The sequence below is a fragment of the Pseudomonas sp. C321 genome, assembly GCF_055407105.1.
In genome coordinates, this window is the sequence record NZ_JBUZRB010000001.1 from 286,510 (window position 1) to 306,460 (window position 19,951).

General features: G+C 59.3%; 17 protein-coding genes. 7 read left to right on the forward strand and 10 right to left on the reverse strand.

Annotated elements, in window-relative coordinates; translation table 11 throughout:
• Nucleotides 1-57: 57 nt before the first annotated feature.
• Nucleotides 58-1,353, forward strand: a complete 1,296-nt coding sequence (locus tag ACZRJ6_RS01255; RefSeq protein WP_463970315.1) for a mechanosensitive ion channel family protein — start codon at nt 58-60, stop codon at nt 1,351-1,353.
• 15 nt (nt 1,354-1,368) lie between these two features.
• Here the strand turns inward: ACZRJ6_RS01255 and ACZRJ6_RS01260 are convergent, their stop codons facing one another.
• From ACZRJ6_RS01260 to ACZRJ6_RS01270, 3 genes are all read right to left on the reverse strand, one after another.
• Complete coding sequence (locus ACZRJ6_RS01260; RefSeq protein ID WP_463970316.1) at nt 1,369-2,235, reverse strand: carboxylate/amino acid/amine transporter; 867 nt, start codon at nt 2,233-2,235, stop codon at nt 1,369-1,371.
• A 203-nt stretch (nt 2,236-2,438) separates the two neighbouring features.
• Nucleotides 2,439-3,038 carry an FMN-dependent NADH-azoreductase gene (locus ACZRJ6_RS01265; protein WP_463970317.1) on the reverse strand — a complete coding sequence of 200 codons (600 nt, stop codon included), beginning with the start codon at nt 3,036-3,038 and terminating at the stop codon, nt 2,439-2,441.
• Between the two features lie 150 nt (nt 3,039-3,188).
• A complete protein-coding gene (locus ACZRJ6_RS01270; protein WP_463970318.1) occupies nt 3,189-3,503 on the reverse strand; it encodes a 3-phosphoglycerate kinase in 315 nt (104 codons plus the stop codon).
• A gap of 49 nt (nt 3,504-3,552) precedes the next feature.
• Here ACZRJ6_RS01270 and ACZRJ6_RS01275 point away from each other — a divergent pair, with 49 nt between their 5' ends.
• From ACZRJ6_RS01275 to aqpZ, 5 genes are all read left to right on the forward strand, one after another.
• Nucleotides 3,553-4,476 carry a LysR family transcriptional regulator gene (locus ACZRJ6_RS01275; RefSeq protein WP_463970319.1) on the forward strand — a complete coding sequence of 308 codons (924 nt, stop codon included), beginning with the start codon at nt 3,553-3,555 and terminating at the stop codon, nt 4,474-4,476.
• Nucleotides 4,477-4,490: 14 nt separating this feature from the next.
• Complete coding sequence (locus ACZRJ6_RS01280; RefSeq protein ID WP_463970320.1) at nt 4,491-5,285, forward strand: alpha/beta fold hydrolase; 795 nt, start codon at nt 4,491-4,493, stop codon at nt 5,283-5,285.
• A gap of 12 nt (nt 5,286-5,297) precedes the next feature.
• Nucleotides 5,298-5,861 carry a peptidylprolyl isomerase gene (locus ACZRJ6_RS01285; protein WP_133101818.1) on the forward strand — a complete coding sequence of 188 codons (564 nt, stop codon included), beginning with the start codon at nt 5,298-5,300 and terminating at the stop codon, nt 5,859-5,861.
• An 83-nt stretch (nt 5,862-5,944) separates the two neighbouring features.
• Nucleotides 5,945-7,777 (forward strand): ABC transporter ATP-binding protein, encoded by a 1,833-nt coding sequence (locus ACZRJ6_RS01290; RefSeq protein WP_463970321.1) that lies wholly within the window; start codon nt 5,945-5,947, stop codon nt 7,775-7,777.
• A gap of 185 nt (nt 7,778-7,962) precedes the next feature.
• A complete protein-coding gene (gene aqpZ, locus ACZRJ6_RS01295; RefSeq protein WP_133101820.1) occupies nt 7,963-8,664 on the forward strand; it encodes an aquaporin Z in 702 nt (233 codons plus the stop codon).
• 11 nt (nt 8,665-8,675) lie between these two features.
• On the opposite strand, the gene ACZRJ6_RS01300 is transcribed toward aqpZ, so the two are convergent.
• Nucleotides 8,676-9,800, reverse strand: a complete 1,125-nt coding sequence (locus ACZRJ6_RS01300; protein WP_463970322.1) for a GNAT family N-acetyltransferase — start codon at nt 9,798-9,800, stop codon at nt 8,676-8,678.
• 39 nt (nt 9,801-9,839) lie between these two features.
• On the opposite strand from ACZRJ6_RS01300, the gene ACZRJ6_RS01305 reads away from it, so the two are divergent.
• On the forward strand, nt 9,840-10,004 hold the full coding sequence (locus ACZRJ6_RS01305) for a hypothetical protein (RefSeq protein WP_463970323.1): 165 nt from the start codon (nt 9,840-9,842) through the stop codon (nt 10,002-10,004).
• Nucleotides 10,005-10,038: 34 nt separating this feature from the next.
• Here the strand turns inward: ACZRJ6_RS01305 and ACZRJ6_RS01310 are convergent, their stop codons facing one another.
• The 6 genes from ACZRJ6_RS01310 to aceK form a co-directional block, all read right to left on the reverse strand.
• Nucleotides 10,039-11,373: an OprO/OprP family phosphate-selective porin gene (locus ACZRJ6_RS01310; protein WP_463970324.1), complete on the reverse strand. Its 1,335-nt coding sequence runs from the start codon at nt 11,371-11,373 to the stop codon at nt 10,039-10,041.
• Nucleotides 11,374-11,711: 338 nt separating this feature from the next.
• Complete coding sequence (locus tag ACZRJ6_RS01315) at nt 11,712-11,945, reverse strand: anti-sigma factor family protein (RefSeq protein ID WP_463970325.1); 234 nt, start codon at nt 11,943-11,945, stop codon at nt 11,712-11,714.
• Nucleotides 11,939-12,553 (reverse strand): sigma-70 family RNA polymerase sigma factor, encoded by a 615-nt coding sequence (locus ACZRJ6_RS01320; protein WP_133101824.1) that lies wholly within the window; start codon nt 12,551-12,553, stop codon nt 11,939-11,941. Before ACZRJ6_RS01320 ends, ACZRJ6_RS01315 begins: the two co-directional genes overlap by 7 nt.
• A gap of 117 nt (nt 12,554-12,670) precedes the next feature.
• Entirely contained in the window at nt 12,671-13,792 is a 1,122-nt protein-coding gene (locus ACZRJ6_RS01325; RefSeq protein ID WP_463970326.1) for a beta-ketoacyl-ACP synthase III, read from the reverse strand.
• Between the two features lie 225 nt (nt 13,793-14,017).
• Nucleotides 14,018-17,929 carry an ATP-dependent RNA helicase HrpA gene (gene hrpA, locus ACZRJ6_RS01330; RefSeq protein WP_463970327.1) on the reverse strand — a complete coding sequence of 1,304 codons (3,912 nt, stop codon included), beginning with the start codon at nt 17,927-17,929 and terminating at the stop codon, nt 14,018-14,020.
• A 164-nt stretch (nt 17,930-18,093) separates the two neighbouring features.
• On the reverse strand, nt 18,094-19,827 hold the full coding sequence (aceK, locus tag ACZRJ6_RS01335; RefSeq protein WP_463970381.1) for a bifunctional isocitrate dehydrogenase kinase/phosphatase: 1,734 nt from the start codon (nt 19,825-19,827) through the stop codon (nt 18,094-18,096).
• Between the last annotated feature and the right edge of the window lie 124 nt (nt 19,828-19,951).

Consider the following 19,951-nt stretch of genomic DNA (forward strand, 5'->3'; position numbering starts at 1 on the left):
AAGCACTTAAATGCTCTAATTGCCCCATCACGTCCTACAGAAGAATCGCGTTTACCCATGGATATCAAACAGCTCTGGCTCAACGTCCAAGACGTTTGGGGCGCCCTCGATCAACATCCGCTGCTGCATTCAGGCCTGGCCCTGGTGATCTTGCTGGTGGTGGCCCTTCTTCTCGGACGGGTGGCACGCTACCTGATCCTCCATGCCGTCAAATTGCTGGGCCGCCAGCCAGCGCTGCACTTGCTCAATGACCTGCGGCACAACAAAGTCTTCCACCGCTTGGCGCAAATGACGCCATCACTGGTGATCCAGTTCGGCCTGCACCTGGTGCCGGAACTGAGCAAGAGCAGCACGGTGTTTATCGGCAATGTCGCCCTGGCATTCACCATTTTGTTCCAGGTCCTGGCCATGAGCGCCCTGCTCAACGCCTTGCTGGACATCTACGCCCGTACCGAACACGCCCGCACCCGCTCCATCAAGGGCTACGTGCAATTGGCAAAAATGGTGCTGTTCGTGTTTGGCGCGATCATCATTGTTGCCACCCTGATCGACCGCTCGCCACTGTTGCTGCTCTCCGGTCTTGGTGCCATGTCGGCGGTGATCCTGTTGGTCTACAAGGACACCATGCTGTCATTCGTCGCCAGCGTACAACTGACCAGCAACGACATGCTGCGGGTCGGCGACTGGATCGAGATGCCTCAGGTCGGCGCCGATGGCGATGTGGTGGACATCACCCTGCACACGGTCAAGGTGCAGAACTTCGACAAGACCATCGTCTCCATCCCCACCTGGCGCCTGATGTCCGAATCCTTCAAGAACTGGCGCGGCATGCAGGCCTCGGGCGGGCGACGGATCAAGCGCAGCCTGTTTATCGACGCCAGCGGCGTGCGATTCCTGCGCGATGATGAAGAAGTGCGCATGACCCAGGTCCACCTGCTGACCGACTACATAGGCCGCAAACAGGCGGAATTGAAGGCCTGGAACGAAGCCCAGGAAAACAGCGCGCAGCTGTCGGCCAACCGCCGGCGAATGACCAACCTGGGCACCTTCCGTGCCTACGCCCTGGCCTACCTGAAAAGCCACCCGGAAATCCAGCCGAACATGACCTGCATGGTCCGTCAGATGCAGACCACCGCCCAAGGCGTGCCGCTGGAAATCTACTGCTTCACCCGCACCACGGCGTGGGTCGATTACGAGCGTATCCAGGGGGACATCTTCGATTACCTGCTGGCGTTGCTGCCGGAATTCGGCTTGAGCCTGTATCAGCAGCCCAGTGGCAACGACTTGCGGGCGGGGATGTTGCCAGCGGTGCTCGGCGCCAGCCACCTGCCCGAAAAGAGCGCCTCGCTATAGCTGCTACGCCAGCGCCTACAGGGCGCTGGCGGCGCGTTTGATGCCCAATCGGCTGATCCACACCGCCCCCAGAATCACCAGCCCACCCAGAAACAACCGCCCTAACGGCTCATGCTGATTCCAGATCAACAGGTTCAGCAGCAACCCCACTGGCACATGCAGGTTATTCATCACTGCCAGCGTGCCGCCGTTGACCTGGCAAGCGCCCTTGTTCCACCAGTACAAGCCCAGTGCAGTGCTGACCAGGCCAAGGAACACCAGCACGCCCCATTGCAACGGCGCTTCCGGCAGGAAATTGGCCTTGCCGAACAGCAGGAACGCCGGCAAAACCACCGCCAACGCACCGAGATAGAAATAACCGAAACGCCGGTAGTGCGGCAGATCGCTGGGGTGACGGGCCACCAGGCGCCTGTAAAGCACCTGCCCGGCCGCGTAGGTGAAGTTGGCCAGTTGCAGCAGCAAAAAGCCCATGAAGAAGTCGGGGTTGATCTGATCGAAACGAATCACCGCCGCACCCGCTACCGCCACCAGCGCGGCGATCAGCGCCCACGGATTGAAGCGCCGGTTCAGGGCATCCTCGATCAAGGTCACATGCAAGGGTGTGAGGATGGTGAACAGCAATACCTCCGGCACCGTCAGCACCCGGAAGCTCAAGTACAGACAAACGTAAGTCACGCCAAATTGCAGGGCGCCGATCAGCAACATGCCGCGCATGAAGGCCGGCTCCACTGAACGCCAGCGGGTCAGCGGGATAAACACCAGCCCGGCCAGCAATACCCGCACCAGCACAGCGAAGTAGCTGTCGACGTGACCGGCAAGGTATTCGCCGATCAGGCTAAAGGAAAACGCCTGAATCAGGGTGACAACCAGTAGATAGCCCATGCTCGCCTCGTATCGAATGGCGGCGACCTTAGCGGTTTTCCAGCACTTGCGAAACTCAAGGCAAAAAAAACCCGATCTCGCTAAAGCGTCAATCGGGTCGGAGCACTCAGGAGCAACAAGTGCAAAGGGAGGTTCAGTACGCGTACTTGAAGGGTTTGCGTGGAGCTATTCAAACATCAGGCGATTATCTGGCGATTAAAGGATCAGGCAATCTGCGCCAATAACGCCTTGGCCTGATTCAAGCCTTTCTCCTGGAAATCTCCACCCAGGTTCACCCCTTCGGCATGAATGAAGGTGACGTCGTGGATGCCGATAAAGCCCATGACCTGGCGCAGGTAGGGTTCCTGATGATCGCTGGTGGCGCCGGCATGGATGCCGCCGCGAGCGGTCAGGACGAAAGCACGCTTTTCATTGAGCAGCCCTTGAGGCCCGGTGGCGGTGTACTTGAAGGTCACGCCGGCGCGCAGCACATGGTCGAGCCAGGCCTTGAGGGTGCTGGGAATGGCGAAGTTGTACATCGGCGCGGCCATCACCAGGACGTCGGCGGCCAGCAGTTCGTCGGTCAGCTCGTTGGAGCGCTCCAGAGCTACCTGCTCGATGGCGTTGCGTTGCTCGGCGGGCTTCATCCAGCCGCCCAGCAGGTTGGCGTCCAAGTGAGGCACCGGGTTGATGGCCAAGTCACGCACAGTGATCTGATCAGCCGGATGGGAAATCTGCCATTGGCTGATGAACTGTTGAGTCAGTTGGCGGGAGATTGAATCCTGCTGGCGGGCGCTGCTTTCAATGATCAGAACGCGTGACATGGCTCGGTAGCCTCCATCGGTGAATGCTGTAAGTCGATGGAGTGAAGGCTAAACAGAACCGATTCGATAAAAAAGCGTAAAAAACTGCTATAACCCATCTATAAATTTGTTTATAAGCGCAGTATCGCTGTGGGCACGCGCAGCTTTGCCTTATTTCGCGGCGCAGGTCAGCTTGATGCGCATCTTGATAATCGAGCGCGTGAACTTGGCGGTTGCATGGGTGCTTTTACCGGCAGGCACCGTAACCGTCCGCAGACGCGGCGTTTCCGGACCATTGCGAAAGGCTACCTTGCACACCGCGTCGTTCGTGCCGTAATTGTTTAGCTGGATCGAACTAATGTCGGCATCCGTATCATCGGCGGTGTAGTCAATACTGACCCCGGTGATGCTTTTCTCCACATCGATCGGATAGGCAAACGCGCTCAAAGGCAGCAGCGCCAGCAGCACACAACAGAATTTTCTCATTCGGCAGTCTCCAATAAGGACCGCCAGCTTAGGACAAGAGGAACCCATTTTGAAAGCGCCCCGCGTTACCCTTGATCAATGGCGCACGCTGCAGGCCGTGGTCGACCATGGTGGCTTCGCCCAGGCGGCTGAAGCGCTACACCGTTCGCAATCCTCCGTGAGTTACACCGTTGCACGCATGCAAGACCAACTGGGCGTGCCGCTGCTGCGCATCGACGGGCGCAAGGCGGTCCTGACCGACGCCGGCGAAGTGCTGCTGCGCCGCTCCCGGCAACTGGTGAAAAGCGCCAGCCAATTGGAAGACCTCGCCCACCATATGGAGCAGGGCTGGGAAGCCGAAGTGCGACTGGTGGTCGATGCTGCCTATCCCAATGCCCGCCTGGTACGCGCCCTCACCGCCTTTATGCCGCAAAGCCGGGGCTGCCGGGTACGCCTGCGCGAAGAAGTGCTCTCCGGCGTCGAAGAGTTGCTGATGGAAGGCGTGGCCGACCTGGCCATCAGCGGCTTCAGCATTGCGGGTTACCTGGGCACCGAGATGAGCGACGTGGAATTTGTCGCCGTTGCCCATCCCGAGCATCCGTTGCACCGACTGAACCGCGAACTGAGCTTCCAGGACCTGGAAAGCCAAATGCAAGTGGTGATCCGCGACTCCGGTCGCCAGCAACCGCGGGATGTCGGCTGGCTCGGCGCCGAGCAGCGCTGGACCGTCGGCAGCCTGGCCACCGCCGCCGCCTTCGTCGGCAGCGGCCTGGGGTTTGCCTGGCTGCCCCGGCACATGATCGAACGCGAACTCAAGGAAGGCGTGCTCAAGCAGCTACCCTTGGAACAGGGCGGCAGTCGCCATCCGACGTTTTTCCTGTACGCCAACAAAGACAAACCCTTGGGTCCGGCCACGCAGATTCTCGTCGAACTGCTGCGCACCTTTGACACCGCGCCGCTGGATGCGCCCTTTGCAGCACCACAGCAAGCCTGAAACGGAGTTCACCGATGGCCTATTTCGAACATGAAGGTTGCACCCTGCATTACGAGGAATATGGTCACGGCGCGCCGCTGATCCTGATCCACGGCCTGGGCTCCAGCAGCCTGGATTGGGAGTTTCAGGTGCCTGTGCTGTCCAAGCACTACCGGTTGATCGTGGTGGATGTACGCGGTCACGGCCGCTCCGATAAACCCCGTGAGCGCTACAGCATCGCCGGGTTTACCGCCGATTTGGTGGCGCTGATCGAACATCTGCAACTGACACCGGCTCACGTGGTCGGTTTGTCCATGGGCGGCATGATCGCCTTTCAATTGGCGGTGGATCAGCCCCATTTGCTCAAGAGCCTGTGCATCGTCAACAGCGCGCCCCAGGTCAAGGTCCGCACCGCCAACGATTATTGGCAATGGGCCAAGCGCTGGAGCCTGGCGCGAATCCTCAGCTTGAACAGCATCGGCAAGGCGTTGGGCAGCATGCTCTTCCCCAAACCGGAGCAGGCCGAACTGCGGCGCAAAATGACCGAACGCTGGGCAAAAAACGACAAACGTGCTTACCTCGCTAGCTTCGATGCAATCGTCGGCTGGAGCGTTCAGGAACGACTTTCACGAATTTCCTGTCCAACGCTGGTCGTCAGCGCCGACCACGACTACACCCCGGTGGCGCAGAAGGAAATCTATGTAAAACTGCTGCCCGATGCGCGGCTGGTGGTGATCAAGGATTCTCGCCATGCCACGCCCTTGGACCAATCCGAAGTCTTTAATGCCACCTTGCTCGACTTTCTAAAGACAGTCGAAACCACTACCTAGGATCACTGACCCATGCTGAAAAAAATCGCCCTCTTTGCCGGTTCTGTTCTGTTTGCTGCCAACCTGATGGCGGCCACGCCGGCCAAGGCACCCCATGTATTGCTCGTTACCACCAACGGCGAAATCGAAATCGAACTGGACCCGGTAAAGGCGCCAATCAGCACCAAGAACTTCCTTGAGTACGTCGACAAGGGTTTCTACACCAACACCATTTTTCACCGTGTGATCCCTGGGTTCATGGTTCAGGGCGGTGGTTTCACCACGCAGATGCAGCAGAAAGACACCCAGCCACCGATCACTAACGAAGCCAGCAACGGCCTGCATAACGTACGCGGCACCTTGTCGATGGCGCGCACTTCGAATCCGAACTCCGCCACCAGCCAGTTCTTTATCAACGTCGCCGACAATGCCTTCCTCGATCCGGGTCGCGATGCCGGTTACGCCGTATTTGCCAAAGTGGTCAAAGGCATGGACGTGGTTGACGTCATCGTCAACTCTCAGACCGCCACCAAAAGCGGCATGCAAAACGTGCCAATCGATCCTGTCCTGATCAAGTCGGCCAAGCGCATCGACTGAGGTCTACAGGGAGTTTCGCGTGGTGCCCACAAGGCACCGCGCGTATTTGAACAGGAGAGCCCGCCAGGCGGGCGTCAGACCTAATGCTCTATCGTCGTTTTGAACAACTGATCGATATTTTCCGCGACCCTCCCAGCGCGGCCCCTCCCGATAAAGTCCTGCCCTTCTACCTCTATTACCTGCGCCAGGTATGGCCGTGCTTTGCCGCGCTGCTGGTGGTGGGGCTGATTGGCGCGTTGATCGAGGTGGCGCTGTTCAGCTACCTGAGTCGCATCATCGACCTGGCCCAGGGCACGCCGCCTGCCAACTTCTTCCAGATCCACAGCACCGAGCTGATCTGGATGGCCGTGGTTGCCTTGCTACTGCGCCCGATCTTCGGCGCTCTGCACGATTTTCTGGTGCACCAGACCATCAACCCCGGCATGACCAGCCTGATCCGCTGGCAGAACCACAGCTACGTGCTCAAACAGAGCCTGAACTTCTTCCAGAATGACTTCGCCGGGCGCATTGCCCAGCGCATCATGCAAACCGGCACTTCCCTGCGGGATTCGGCAGTGTCGGCAGTGGATGCCATCTGGCATGTACTGATCTACGCCATCAGCGCGCTGGTGCTGTTCGCCGAGGCTGACTGGCGGCTGATGATCCCGCTGATCAGTTGGATCATCTGCTACGGCCTGGCCCTTACCTACTTCGTGCCACGGGTCAAACAGCGCTCAGTGAACTCCTCCGAAGCGCGCTCCAAGCTCATGGGACGGATCGTCGACGGCTACACCAACATCACCACCTTGAAACTGTTTGCCCATACCAACTTCGAGCAGAACTACGCCAAGGAAGCCATCGTCGAACAAACGCAAAAAAGCCAGTTGGCCGGCCGCGTGGTGACCAGCATGGACATCGCTGTCACCAGCATGAATGGTCTGTTGATCGTCACCACCACGGGCCTTGCCCTGTGGCTGTGGACCCAGTCGCTGATCTCGGTGGGCGCCATCGCACTGGCCACTGGCCTGGTGATTCGCATCGTCAACATGTCCGGCTGGATCATGTGGGTGGTCAACGGCATTTTCGAGAACATCGGCATGGTTCAAGACGGCCTGAAAACCATCGCGCAACCGGTGGCCGTGACCGACCGGGAAAACGCCCCACGCCTGAGCGTGCCCCATGGCGAAGTGCGTTTCGAGCAGGTGGATTTCCACTATGGCAAGAAAAGCGGAATCATCGGCGGCCTGAACCTGGACATCAAGCCGGGTGAAAAAATCGGCCTGATCGGCCCGTCCGGCGCCGGCAAGTCGACGTTGGTCAACCTGCTGCTGCGCCTGTATGACCTGCAAGGCGGGCGCATCCTGATCGACGGCCAGAACATTGCCGAGGTGGCTCAGGAAAGCCTGCGCGAGCGCATCGGCATGATCACCCAGGACACCTCGCTGCTGCACCGTTCGATCCGCGACAACTTGCTGTACGGCAAGCCCGACGCCACCGACGACGAACTGTGGGAAGCCGTTCACAAGGCCCGTGCCGACGAGTTCATCCCGCTGCTCTCGGACGCCGAAGGCCGCACCGGCCTGGATGCCCACGTCGGTGAACGCGGAGTGAAGCTCTCCGGCGGGCAACGCCAGCGCATCGCCATCGCCCGAGTGCTGCTCAAGGACGCGCCGATCCTGATCATGGATGAAGCCACCTCGGCGCTGGACTCGGAAGTGGAAGCGGCGATTCAGGAAAGCCTGGAAACCCTCATGCAGGGCAAGACGGTGATCGCCATCGCCCACAGGCTTTCCACCATTGCACGGATGGACCGCTTGGTGGTGCTGGAGAAGGGCCAGATTGCCGAGAGTGGCAGCCATGCCGAGTTGTTGGCTCATGGTGGGTTGTATGCGCGGTTGTGGCAGCACCAGACTGGAGGGTTTGTCGGGATCGACTGACATACTTCGCCACGACCCATAGCGCCAGCGCCCGAATCCAAAGGGCCCTGGCGCTTTTTCATGCACTGGATTTGTGCCACATCCGTGCTGTAATCAAGGCCAGGACCCGGAGGGGCCTGTAGTAAATCTGCAGGGAGCATCATTGGTTTACTGATTCGATAGAGTGATCTATCAAGGACGTGTTCATGTCTCTATTCAAACGCTCAGTGACGGAGTGTTTAGGTACGTTTTGGCTGGTGTTGGGCGGCTGCGGGAGTGCGGTGTTGGCCGCAGCGTTCCCCAATGTCGGAATCGGTCTGCTGGGTGTGTCGCTGGCGTTTGGGCTTACCGTGCTGACCATGGCCTTTGCCATCGGCCATATCAGCGGTTGTCATCTCAACCCGGCAGTATCGGTGGGGCTGGTAGTGGGCGGAAGGTTTCCGGCCAGGGAGTTACCGGCGTACATCGTGGCGCAAGTGGCCGGTGGAATCATCGCGGCAGCATTGCTGTATTTCATTGCCAGCGGCAAACCGGGTTTCGAACTGGCCAGCGGGCTTGCGTCCAATGGCTATGGCGAGCATTCACCCGGTGGCTATTCGATGACAGCGGGGTTTGTCTGTGAGCTGGTGATGACGGCGATGTTCGTGCTGATCATTCTCGGCGCCACCGACCGTCGTGCCCCGGCCGGTTTCGCGCCGATTGCCATTGGCCTGACGCTGACGCTGATCCACCTGATCTCGATCCCCGTCACCAACACCTCGGTCAACCCCGCCCGCAGTACCGGGCCGGCGCTGATTGTCGGCGGTTGGGCCATCCAGCAATTGTGGATGTTCTGGCTGGCGCCGATCCTCGGGGCGGTGGTCGGCGGTATAACCTATCGATGGCTGGGCAAGGAAGAGACTGCCTGAGCCAAGCGCGTTCAGCCCTGCCGGTAAGGCAAGGCTGAGCGCGCCTCCTCGGCATAGGCGAGGATTTCACTGCGCTCGCGCTCCAGGAAGTCCGCCACCGCCGCTTTCAATCCGGGATGGCGCAGGTAATGCCAGGAATGGGTAATCACCGGCTCAAACCCGCGAATCAATTTATGCTCCCCTTGAGCGCCGGCGTCGAAACGTTGCAGGCCATGGGTAATCGCGTAATCCATGCCCTGATAGAAACAGGTCTCGAAATGCAGGCGGTCGAATTCCGCCAGGCAGCCCCAGTATCGCCCGTAAAGGCTGTCGCCTCCGATCAAGCTAAAGGCCATCGCCACTGGCCGCGAGCCTTGCTTGGCCAGCACCACCCGAATCGCCTCCGGCATGCGCTCAGCCAATAAGCTGAAAAACGCCCGGGTCAGGTAAGGCGACTGCCGGCGCACGGCGTAGGTATTGGCGTAACAGGCGTAGACAAAATCCCACTGCGCCTCACTCAACTCATGGCCTTGTAACCACTCGAACTCAATGCCCTGCCCCGCTACCTGTTCGCGCTCCTTGCGCATCTGTTTACGCTTGCGCGAACTCAAGGCGTCGAGGAAGTCCTGAAAGTCCCGATAACCGCGATTCTGCCAATGAAACTGGCAACCCAGGCGCTGCAACCAACCCGGCTGCTGCGCCAGTGCGACGTCGGCCAGTGCGTCGGTAAAGTTGATATGGGCGCTGGAAAGGCCTTCGATCTCCAGGTAACCGGGCAGGCTCTTGAGCAACTCGAAACCGTCCTCGGGGCTGGCCGCCAGCAGGCGCGGGCCGCTGACCGGGCTGAAGGGCACGGCGCTGAGCAATTTCGGGTAGTAGTCGATGCCCGCGCGCTCGCAAGCGTCGGCCCAGCCATGGTCAAACACGTATTCGCCGTAAGAGTGCCACTTGCGATAGCTGGGCAGCGCAGCGATCAAGCGCTCGCCTTCATAATGCAGCAAATGCTCGGGCTGCCAGCCGGACTGCGGGCCAAGGCTGGCACTGTCCTCAAGCGCACTAAGGAAGGCATGGCGCAAAAAAGGCTGATCGACGGGGACCAGTGCGTTCCACTCATCAGGTGCAATCGCGCACAAGCTATTCAAACGTTGTAACGGCATCCCATTCCCCGGCGACAACTGCTTTATGTAGGAGCGAGCTTGCTCGCGATGGCTATCAACAATAACGCGCTCATTCTGACAGAACCCGTCTCCCGCTGGTTTTTTCGCGAGCAAGCTCGCTCCTACACAAAGCAGTGGGTTTTCAGAGCAAAAAAAACCCCGCCAATCGGCGGGGTGAAAAAAGAGAAGCGCTTTAACGGATGAAGAAAGAGCGCGATGAAACGGTGTTACAGGCTGCTTAGAACACGTATTGCACGCGGGCTACGATGGCATCACCGCTGTCATCGCCATTGGCGTTGACGATCTTGTCGGTGCTGACCTTGATGTAGTTGGCCGAGACCCGGACCGCTTCGTTGGCGTACCAGTTGACACCGATGGTGTTCAGGTTGGCCTTGGCATCGCCCACTTCACGGGTAGCGCTGTTGCGAACAACGTTTTTGTCATCAACCTTGATGTTGTCGTAGCGGTAGAACACTTCCCACGCGCCGAACTGCTTGTTCTGGGGCTTGATGGTGTCGAACTTGGCGCCGTCGAGTTTGTAGATGCGCGATTCGCCGGTCAGGGTGTAGGCCAGTTGACCGTAGAAGCCGCTGGACTTGACGTCCTGATAGGAGCTGCTGTCAGCCTTCATCTTGCGGCTCAGGTATTCAGCCTGCAGCGACAGCGGGCCGGTAGCGAAGGCGAATTCGCCGCCGAACACGGTGTCGGTGTCGTAAGCGTCGGTGCTGGTCAGGTTGCCGGAGTCCAGGCCCACGCCGCCGCCGAAGGTGCCACGGTTACCATTGGTGCCAGCATCGTTGCCGCCAGAGGTTGACACGCCACGTACGCCGAGGCGAGGACGGATGCGGGAGTCAAAAGCGGTGTCTTTCAGGTCGCGTACCGCGACGTCCAGACCGACGTGCAAGACGTTGCCGGTTTCATGCAGCGGCGCGAATACGGCACGGCCGTTGAATTGCTTCACGCCTTTGCCGTCCTTATCGTTGATGTCCTTGGACGCAACGCTGGCGGACAGGTAAGCCATGTCGGCAACCACAGAGCTGACCTGGATACCCATGCCGTTTTCGTGGGAGTTGACCCAGTCGGCCATTTCGTACGCCGAGTTACGCTCGATGCCAGTGACCCACTTGGAGCTGGTGGCTTTTTCCAGGCCAAAATCGGCGTCGAAACGGCCGATACGGATGGTGACCGGCTTGAAGCCCACGTAGGACATGGATGCTTCGTCGAAGTAACCGTCGTCGGAGTTGCCCGAGTTGTGGGAGAAGTCATAGCTGAGCTGGTATTTGAAATCCTTATAGACGGTGCCGCCCAGTTCCAGGTAAGCACGGCGGAAGTAAGTGGCGTCGGCCGAGTCACCGTTCTTGGTGTAGAAACCGTCAAATGTGCCGTAATCGGCTTGCAGGCGACCACCCAGCTTGAAGCTGAAGTTCTGGTCGGTAGTAGCAACCTCAAGGCCGCCCTTGGTTTTGACAACGATATCGGCGCCGTCAGTAGTGACAGTACCAGCGAAAGCCTGGGCGGTAACGGCCAGGGCCAGGGCGCTGGCAGCTAAACCGGCGAAGTGCTTACGGATCATCGAAGAATTCCCCTAATTGGTGGTCTTTTGCATTGGAAAACACGCGGGCTCTGGCCCGCTGGTGTTGGGAGGGGATCTTGGCGAGGGGATATTTCAGCCGGGTTGCTGCAACATAAAGATTTTGTTACAGGGGAACTTTCTTACAACCAAAGGAAATAAGCGCAAAGCCACGGCCAGCAAGCGTCTTATTGAAAAAAGTGTCGGAAATGGCAGATAAAAAAGCATGAAAAAAAACTGACAGAAATGAAATATTTTTTCCCGAATGTTTTTGAAGGACGAAAAAAAGCCCGCGACCAGGATCGTCGCAGGCTCGGTGTGACGGTGAACAATGTCAGTATCTAAGGTTTGCCGGAACGCTCGGCAGCCAGGCGCTCGGCCAACTCGTCGATGCCCGCCACCGGTGGCTCGGGCATGATCCGTAGCGTGGCCTGCATCAAGCGCATCTGGCGAATAAAGCGCCGGCAATTGGGGCAGAACAGCAAGTGGTGACGTACCAGCAAGCGCTCACGAAAGGTCAACTGCCCATCGAGATAGTCACTGGAGCGCGCCACTTGTTCTTTACAGGTCAACATTCGCCGGTTTCCTCAAAATGCTCCACCGTGGCGAAGACTTTAAGCCGTGCTCGATGCAGCAGCACACGGACATTGGAGAGCGAAATTTCCAGAAGATTACAAATCTCCTCCAACTCCAGGCCCTGACGTTCACGCAACAGCAGCACGCTGCTTTGCAATTGGGAAAGACTCAGCAGCGTGTGCTCAAGGCATTCGCGCAGCTCGTTTTCAGTCAGTAGCGCCTCGGGGGTGTCTTCGTGCCAGGCAAATGGGGCAACCAGCCAGTGGCCGTCACCGGCGGCGAAGCGCTCGTCGCCGACGGTGCCGTGGGGCGACGGCAGGTCATCGAGCAGCACCTCCCGACGGTTTTGCTTGTAGCGACCCTTGGCCGAATTGGCGGTGATGGTCAGCAACCACGTCTTGAGGCTCGAACGCCCCTCAAACTTCGCCAGGTTGCGCACCACCGAGAGCCAGGCGTCCTGCACCACCTCATCGGCATGTCGCTGGCCAACGATGGCATAAGCCACAGCGCGCATGGCGCTCTGGTAGGTGCTGACCAATTCCTTGTACGCCCGCTGCTCACCCTTAAGCAAGCGTTCGAGCAGGTGCGAGTCGTCCGCTGCTGCCATTCAAGACCTCGGTACAAAGACATTTCCAGGTAACCATACGGTCAATGTGGGAGCCGGGCTTGTCAGATCGCCGCGATGCGACAAGCCCACTCCCACTGACCGCGTCCGTCCAGTGAATCAGCGCTTGCGCAGGATCACACTACCAATCGAATAACCGGCACCAAAGGAGCTGAGTACCGCCACAGCACCCTTGGGCAAGTCATCCTGGTAAGTATGAAACGCAATCACCGAACCGGCCGAACTGGTGTTGGCATAAGTATCGAGGATTACCGGAGCTTCTTCCTCCGTGGCTTCACGACCCAGCAGCCTCTTGACGATCAGGTGGTTCATGCTCAGGTTGGCCTGATGCAGCCAGAAACGCTTGACATCAGTCACGCTCAACTGGTTTTCAGTCAAGTGTTGGCCAATCAACTCGGCAACCATCGGGCAGACATCCCGGAAGACTTTGCGGCCTTCTTGCACGAACAGTTTGTCCGGCGCACCGACGCCTTCTTCCGCAGCGCGGTTGAGGAAGCCGAAGTTGTTGCGAATGTTATTGGAGAACTTGGTCAGCAACTTGGTGCTGACCACATCGAATTGATGCTCGGAGGTAGCCAGGTCAGCCCGCTCAAGAATCACCGCCGTGGCCGCGTCGCCAAAGATGAAGTGGCTGTCACGGTCGCGGAAGTTCAGGTGGCCGGTGCAGATTTCCGGGTTGACCATCAGGATCGCCCGGGCCTGGCCCAGTTGGATGCTGTTGCAGGCGTTCTGGATGCCGAAGGTGGCTGAAGAGCAGGCCACGTTCATGTCAAAACCAAAACCCTGAATCCCCAGGGCTTCCTGGACTTCGATGGCGATGGCCGGGTAAGCCCGTTGCAGGTTGGAACAGGCAACGATCACTCCGTCGATGTCGGCGGCAGTCTTGCCAGCCCGCTGCAAGGCTTGCTCGGCAGCACCAATGGCCATTTGGCAAAGGATCGACCACTCGTCATTGGAGCGCTCGGGCAAGCGTGGCGCCATGCGTTTTGGGTCAAGAATGCCTTCCTTGTCCATGACAAAACGGCTCTTGATACCCGAGGCCTTTTCGATAAAGGCGGCATTGGATTCGGTCAGCGCCTGGACGTCGCCCTGCTCGATGGCGGCGGCATTGTCGGCATTGAACTGTTGGACGTAAGCATTGAAAGACTGCACCAGCTCTTCGTTGGAGATGCTGTTGGCCGGGGTGTACAAGCCTGTGCCGCTGATGACGACGTTATGCACGGTCGTTCCTCTAAATCTGTTCAGGCGGAAGGTATTGGCACCTTCGTACCAAACCGTAAGTCGTTCTAGTCCGCCCCGCGGACATCAAACGGGAATCGCTTTAGTCCATCGCGTCGTGGCTGTAACAACCCATCTAGACGAACCTGGCATTTATAGCGGCGAAGTTTGCCATAAACCGGGGGCTTTGGCGCCTTTTGCGATAGCACCCTACCCCCGCAATTCAGGTCACGCCTCCACCAGGCTCCACTGTTTACTCAAGCGTTTGTCAGAAATTGGCACCTTTGTTCCCAATTGCTGGGCAAACAACGACACTCGATATTCCTCCAGCCACCATCGGTATAGCTCCAACTGCGGGTCGCGCTTGCCTTCCTGGGTGTGCTTGTTCAGGCGCGTCTGGTACTGGCTCCATAAACCGCTCAGTTCAGAACTCCAGACCCGGTCCTTCTGCACCTGGCTTGGGAGTTTCTCCAGGCGCAACTCGATAGCCTTGAGGAAGCGCGGCAACTCCTTGAACCATTGCGCCGGTGTTTCCCGCACAAAGCCTGGGTACACCAAGTGACTCAACTGTTGCTTGATATCATTGAGCGCCACCGCCTGGGCCAAATCGATCTTGCCCTTGAAGCGTTTTTGCAGAGCGTGCCACAGCTTCAGCACCTCAAGGGTCAAGCGCGCCAGACGCTCGGCGTGCTCGGTCCAACCGCCCCGTTTACGTTCGGCCAGGGCCGCCAAACCGGCGCCATCGCGGGGCAGGTTCGCTTCCCCTTCCAGCACGCAGCTGTCGAGGCTGGCCAGCAGAATGTCTTCCACCAGCGCATCGATACGCCCCAATTCGCGGTACATCAGCCCCAGCTCGGTCAGGCCGGGCAACTTGCCCCGCAGGAATTTCGCCGGTTCGGCCAATTGCTGCATCAGCAAACGCTGCAAAGCGCGGCGATGCTGGAACTCGGCTTCGGCGGCGGTGGAGAAACGTCCTTCCTTGACCGTGCCGTTTTCTTCCACTAGCGCCGGATAGACCGTCATCGACAGCCCAGCGATCTTCGCTTGAGTTTTCTCGGCGACGGCGGCGAACACCTTGGCCTCCACCGGCTGTTGGCTTTTCGCAGTCTGCGGTACCGCCAAGGCGGCCTGGCTGGCCTCGGCAAATCGCGCGGTCAGCTCAGCCAGGTCACGGCCCTCACCAAGGAACTTGCCCTGGCCGTCGACCACCTCCAGGTTCATCTTCAGGTGGTTTTCCACCTGCTGTGCAGCCTCGGCCCAGGCTTCATCGCTGACCCGGGCGCCGGTCATGCGTAACAACTCGCGCCCCAGGGCCTGTGGCAGCGAACCGTTGGCAAATTCGATGCGCTGCAGCGCCGCCTTGACGAAGTCCGGCACCGGCACGAAGTTTTTGCGCAGGGCCTTGGGCAGGTTGCGCACCAGGGCGATGCACTTGGCTTCGATCACGCCGGGCACCAACCATTCCAGGCGCTCGGCGGGCAAGGCCGGCAGCAGCGGCGCCGGCACGCGCAAGGTCACACCATCCCGGGGATGGTTGGGCTCGAAGTGATAGCTCAAGGCCAGGGCGAGGTCGCCCAGGTGCAGGGTGTCTGGATAATGGGCGGCAGTGACTTCACTGGCTTCGCGGGCCAGCACGTCTTCTTCGCGCATGATCAGCAGTTGCGGGTCTTTCTGGCTGTTGACCTTGTACCAACTGTCGAACGTCGCGGTCTGGTGAATCTCCGCCGGCAAGCGCGCGTCATAAAAGGCAAACAGAGTTTCTTCGTCCGCCAGAATGTCACGGCGACGAGCCTTGGCTTCCAATTCGTCGAGCTGCTCCAGCAGCAGCGTATTGGCGGTCAGGCACTTGGCCCGGGACTGGATCTCACCACGCACCAGGCCGTCGCGGATAAACAGCTCGCGGGAAGTGACCGGATCGATCGGTCCGTAATGCACCGGCCGGCGGCCCACCACAATCAGCCCGAACAGGGTGATCTGTTCAAAAGCCACCACCTGTCCGCGCTTCTTCTCCCAATGAGGTTCAAAGTGGTTTTTCTTGATCAGGTGACCGGCCAAAGGCTCGATCCAGTCGGCATCGATCTTGGCCACCATCCGCGCATACAGCTTGGTGGTTTCCACCAGTTCGGCGGCCATCAACCATTGCGGGCGTTTCTTGCCCAGCCCCGAGGACGGATGAATCCAGAAGCGCCGCTGACGGGCGCCGAGGTAGTCGCCGTCTTCGGTCTTCTGGCCGATCTGACTGAGCAGGCCAGACAGCACCGCCTTGTGCAATTTCGGGTAGTCGGCGGGCTCTTTATTGAGGGTCAACTGCATGTCACGGCAGATCAGGCTCAATTGGCGATGGGAGTCGCGCCATTCGCGCAAACGCAGGTAATTCAGGAAATTCTTGCGACACCAATTGCGCAGTGGGCTGGCGGTCAATGCCTGGCGCTGCTCTTCAAAGCCACGCCACAGATTGACCAGCCCGGCGAAGTCGGAATCGATGTCCTTCCATTGTGCGTGGGCCTGGTCAGCCGCTTGCTGGCGCTCCGGCGGGCGCTCGCGCGGGTCCTGGATCGACATGGCACTGGCCACGATCAACACCTCCTGCAAGCTGCCAAGCTTGGCCGCCTCCAGCAACATGCGGCCCATGCGCGGGTCCACCGGCAGGCGCGCCAGTTGCCGGCCCATCGGCGTCAGCTGGCTGTTGCGGTCCACTGCCGACAGCTCTTGCAGCAGGTTGAAACCGTCGCTGATGGCCTTGCCATCCGGCGGCTCGATAAACGGGAAATCGGTGATCTCGCCCAGGCGCAGGTGCAGCATCTGCAGGATCACCGCCGCCAGGTTAGTACGCAGGATTTCCGGGTCAGTGAACTCCGGGCGCCCGATAAAATCTTCTTCGCTGTACAACCGCACGCAGATGCCCGGCTCGACCCGTCCGCAACGACCTTTACGCTGGTTGGCGCTGGCCTGGGACACGGCTTCGATGGGCAGGCGCTGGACCTTGGCGCGATAGCTGTAGCGGCTAATGCGCGCGGTACCGCTGTCGATCACGTAGCGAATGCCCGGCACCGTCAATGAGGTTTCAGCGACGTTGGTCGCCAGCACCACGCGCCGGCCTGGATGGGACTGGAAAATCCGCTGCTGTTCAGCCGGCGACAGGCGCGCATACAGCGGCAGGATTTCGGTATGTTTGAGCTGGGCCTTGCGCAGCATGTCGGCGGCATCGCGAATCTCTCGCTCGCCGGGCAGGAACACCAGCACATCGCCAGGGCTCTTGCGCTCGCTGCGCTCAAAAGCAGCGATTTCATCGAGGGTGGCCAGAATCGCCTGGTCCACCGTCAAGTCGTCCTCGATACGGTTGCCCTCTTCGTCCTGTTCCAGGGTCAGCGGGCGATACCAGGTTTCTACCGGGAAGGTGCGGCCAGAGACCTCGACAATCGGCGCATCGTTGAAATGCTTGGAAAAGCGCTCCAGGTCGATGGTGGCCGAGGTGATGATAACTTTCAGGTCCGGGCGACGCGGCAGCAAGATTTTCAGATAGCCCAGCAGGAAGTCGATGTTCAGGCTGCGTTCGTGGGCTTCGTCGACAATGATGGTGTCGTAGCGTTCGAGGTAGCGGTCGTTCTGGGTTTCCGCCAGCAGTATGCCGTCGGTCATCAGTTTGATCAGGGTGTTGGAATCGCTTTGGTCCTCGAACCGCACCTGATAGCCGACCAATGAGCCCAACGGAGTAGCCAACTCTTCAGCGACCCGGCTCGCCACGCTACGCGCGGCAATTCGTCGGGGCTGGGTATGACCGATCAAGCCGTATTGGCCACGGCCGATCTCCAGGCAAATCTTCGGCAATTGCGTGGTTTTACCCGAGCCGGTTTCACCGGCAATGATCAGCACTTGATGCTTGAGCAGCGCTTCCTTGATCTCGTCGCGCTTGGCGGCGATGGGCAGGCTGTCGTCATAACGAATCAGCGGCAGGCTCGCGCGCCGCGCCTCTACCTGGGCGCAGGAAGCCTGCATGCGTGTCACCCACTGGGCAAGCTTGTCCTCATCGGGCTTCTTGCGCAGCTCAAGCAACTGCCGACGCAAGCGCTGGCGGTCAGCGAGCATGGCGTGATCAAGGTTTTTCAGCAGTTGGTCGATAGCGGGCGCTTGGTCAGTCATCAGGTACGCAAAGGTCTTTTTAATAAGGCAGGGGGAGCCTGCGGTGACATGATTGGCAAAATTCAGGGGGGCGATTGTCGCAGATTTCGGCGTGCAAGGACGAGTCTGTCGCCAGTGGAAGCCCACATAACCGAGCAACCCAGGGCAGCAGCTCGCCTGGCGCCCTACTCGTTATCCAAGCCCTTGCGCCGATACGGAAACACATCAATCACCTTCCCGGCTCGAATCGCTTCCTGCAGGCCTTTCCAGTAATCGGCGTTGTATAACTCGCCGTGCAATTTGTCGAACAGCCGGCGTTGACCGGCATCGGCAAACAGAAACGGTGGAAACTCCTCGGGAAATACGTCCAGCGGCCCGATGGAATACCACGGCTCCGAGGCCATTTCATCTTCCGGAGTACGTGGTGCCGGGATATGGCGGAAGTTGGCTTCGGTCAGAAAGCAGATTTCGTCGTAGTCATAAAACACCACGCGACCGTGACGGGTCACGCCAAAGTTTTTCAGCAACATGTCGCCAGGAAAGATATTCGCCGCCGCCAGTTGCTTGATCGCCAGGCCATAGTCTTCCAGGGCTTCGCGCACCTGGGCGGCGTTGGCGTTTTCCAGGTAGAGGTTGAGCGGCGTCATGCGCCGCTCCGTCCAGCAATGGCGGATCAGCACTGTGTCGCCTTCAAGCTCGACGGTGCCCGCCGCCACTTCCAGCAGTTCGGCCAGGCACTCGGGCTCGAACTTGCTCAGGGGGAAGCGAAAGTCGGCGAACTCCTGGGTATCGGCCATGCGCCCGACCCGATCGACACTCTTCACCAACCGGTACTTCTCGATCACCGTGGCGCGGTTGACGTTTTTTGACGGTGAAAAGCGGTCCTTGATGATCTTGAACACGGTGTTGAAGCCCGGCAGGGTAAACACGCTCATGACCATGCCGCGCACGCCGGGCGCCATGATGAATTGGTCGTCGGTGGTGGCCAGGTGGTTGATCAGTGCTCGGTAAAACTCAGACTTGCCGTGTTTGTAGAAGCCGATGGAGGTGTACAACTCGGCGATATGCTTGCCCGGAAGGATGCTCTTGAGGAAGCCGATAAACTCCGCTGGCACCGGCACATCCACCATGAAATAGGAGCGGGTGAACGAGAAGATGATCGACACATCGGCTTCATCTGTGATCAGCGCATCGATCTGGATACCGCGCCCCTCCCGGTGCAGCAGCGGAATCACCAGCGGCCATTGCTCGTCGCGGGTGTAGATACGCCCTACCAAGTAAGCGCCTTTGTTGCGGTAGAGCACCGAGGAAAATAGTTCAACGTTAAGGTCCGGGTCCTTGCACACCCAATCCGGCAGGTTTTCGCGCAACTGCCCTTCGAGTCGGCGCAGGTCGGCGGGCAAGTCCGCGTAGGGCTCACTAAAGCTGTAGTCGGCGAAGATCTGCTCCAGCATGCCCGCAAGCTTGCCTTGAGGCTTGTAGATGCGAGTTTGCGCCGCCCGGGCCCGGCGCAGGCTCGGCCGGGTGGTGTGGATGAACATACAGCCGTCGCTGATCAGGTCATGGCTGAACAGCCCGCAAAAGATCGAGTTGTACCAGGTCTCCGACAGTTCATCGTCAAAGCGCAGGTCGATCAGGCTGATATAGGCGCTTTTCACCAAGGGCCAGGATTTGACGTCGAACAGCGGCTCATCATCGAAGGTGGCCTGCAGCCGTGCGGTCACTTCGCCGACCTTCTCTTCATAGAGGTTGATACGCGCCGCCGACGCCACTTGCGCTTGTTGCCACTGGGCTTTTTCAAAGCGCTGCCGGGCGCCGTCGGTGATCTGGCGAAAATGCTCGCGGTAGTCGTCGAAGCCATCGAGGATCACTGTTGCTATGGAGAGCGCGGTGTCGATGGCTGGCGTTTGCTGCGGCATATCGGAGACCTCTGCGGGCATTCGGAAGACCTGAGCTTAGCCAGTGTAGGGGAGCAGGAGAAGCGCAATCTTGCAGCTCGCCCTGTACACCTTTGTTCATTTCGTACATTAAATAGTTATTAGC

Bases quoted from the DNA above. Each gene is read 5' to 3' on its own strand.
- ACZRJ6_RS01255 (WP_463970315.1), top strand. From the start codon at position 58: ATGGATATCAAACAGCTCTGGCTCAACGTCCAAGACGTTTGGGGCGCC.
- ACZRJ6_RS01260 (WP_463970316.1), bottom strand. From the start codon at position 2,235: ATGGGCTATCTACTGGTTGTCACCCTGATTCAGGCGTTTTCCTTTAGC.
- ACZRJ6_RS01265 (WP_463970317.1), bottom strand. From the start codon at position 3,038: ATGTCACGCGTTCTGATCATTGAAAGCAGCGCCCGCCAGCAGGATTCA.
- ACZRJ6_RS01270 (WP_463970318.1), bottom strand. From the start codon at position 3,503: ATGAGAAAATTCTGTTGTGTGCTGCTGGCGCTGCTGCCTTTGAGCGCG.
- ACZRJ6_RS01280 (WP_463970320.1), top strand. From the start codon at position 4,491: ATGGCCTATTTCGAACATGAAGGTTGCACCCTGCATTACGAGGAATAT.
- ACZRJ6_RS01285 (WP_133101818.1), top strand. From the start codon at position 5,298: ATGCTGAAAAAAATCGCCCTCTTTGCCGGTTCTGTTCTGTTTGCTGCC.
- ACZRJ6_RS01290 (WP_463970321.1), top strand. From the start codon at position 5,945: ATGCTCTATCGTCGTTTTGAACAACTGATCGATATTTTCCGCGACCCT.
- aqpZ (WP_133101820.1), top strand. From the start codon at position 7,963: ATGTCTCTATTCAAACGCTCAGTGACGGAGTGTTTAGGTACGTTTTGG.
- ACZRJ6_RS01300 (WP_463970322.1), bottom strand. From the start codon at position 9,800: ATGCCGTTACAACGTTTGAATAGCTTGTGCGCGATTGCACCTGATGAG.
- ACZRJ6_RS01310 (WP_463970324.1), bottom strand. From the start codon at position 11,373: ATGATCCGTAAGCACTTCGCCGGTTTAGCTGCCAGCGCCCTGGCCCTG.
- ACZRJ6_RS01315 (WP_463970325.1), bottom strand. From the start codon at position 11,945: ATGTTGACCTGTAAAGAACAAGTGGCGCGCTCCAGTGACTATCTCGAT.
- ACZRJ6_RS01320 (WP_133101824.1), bottom strand. From the start codon at position 12,553: ATGGCAGCAGCGGACGACTCGCACCTGCTCGAACGCTTGCTTAAGGGT.
- hrpA (WP_463970327.1), bottom strand. From the start codon at position 17,929: ATGACTGACCAAGCGCCCGCTATCGACCAACTGCTGAAAAACCTTGAT.
- aceK (WP_463970381.1), bottom strand. From the start codon at position 19,827: ATGCCGCAGCAAACGCCAGCCATCGACACCGCGCTCTCCATAGCAACA.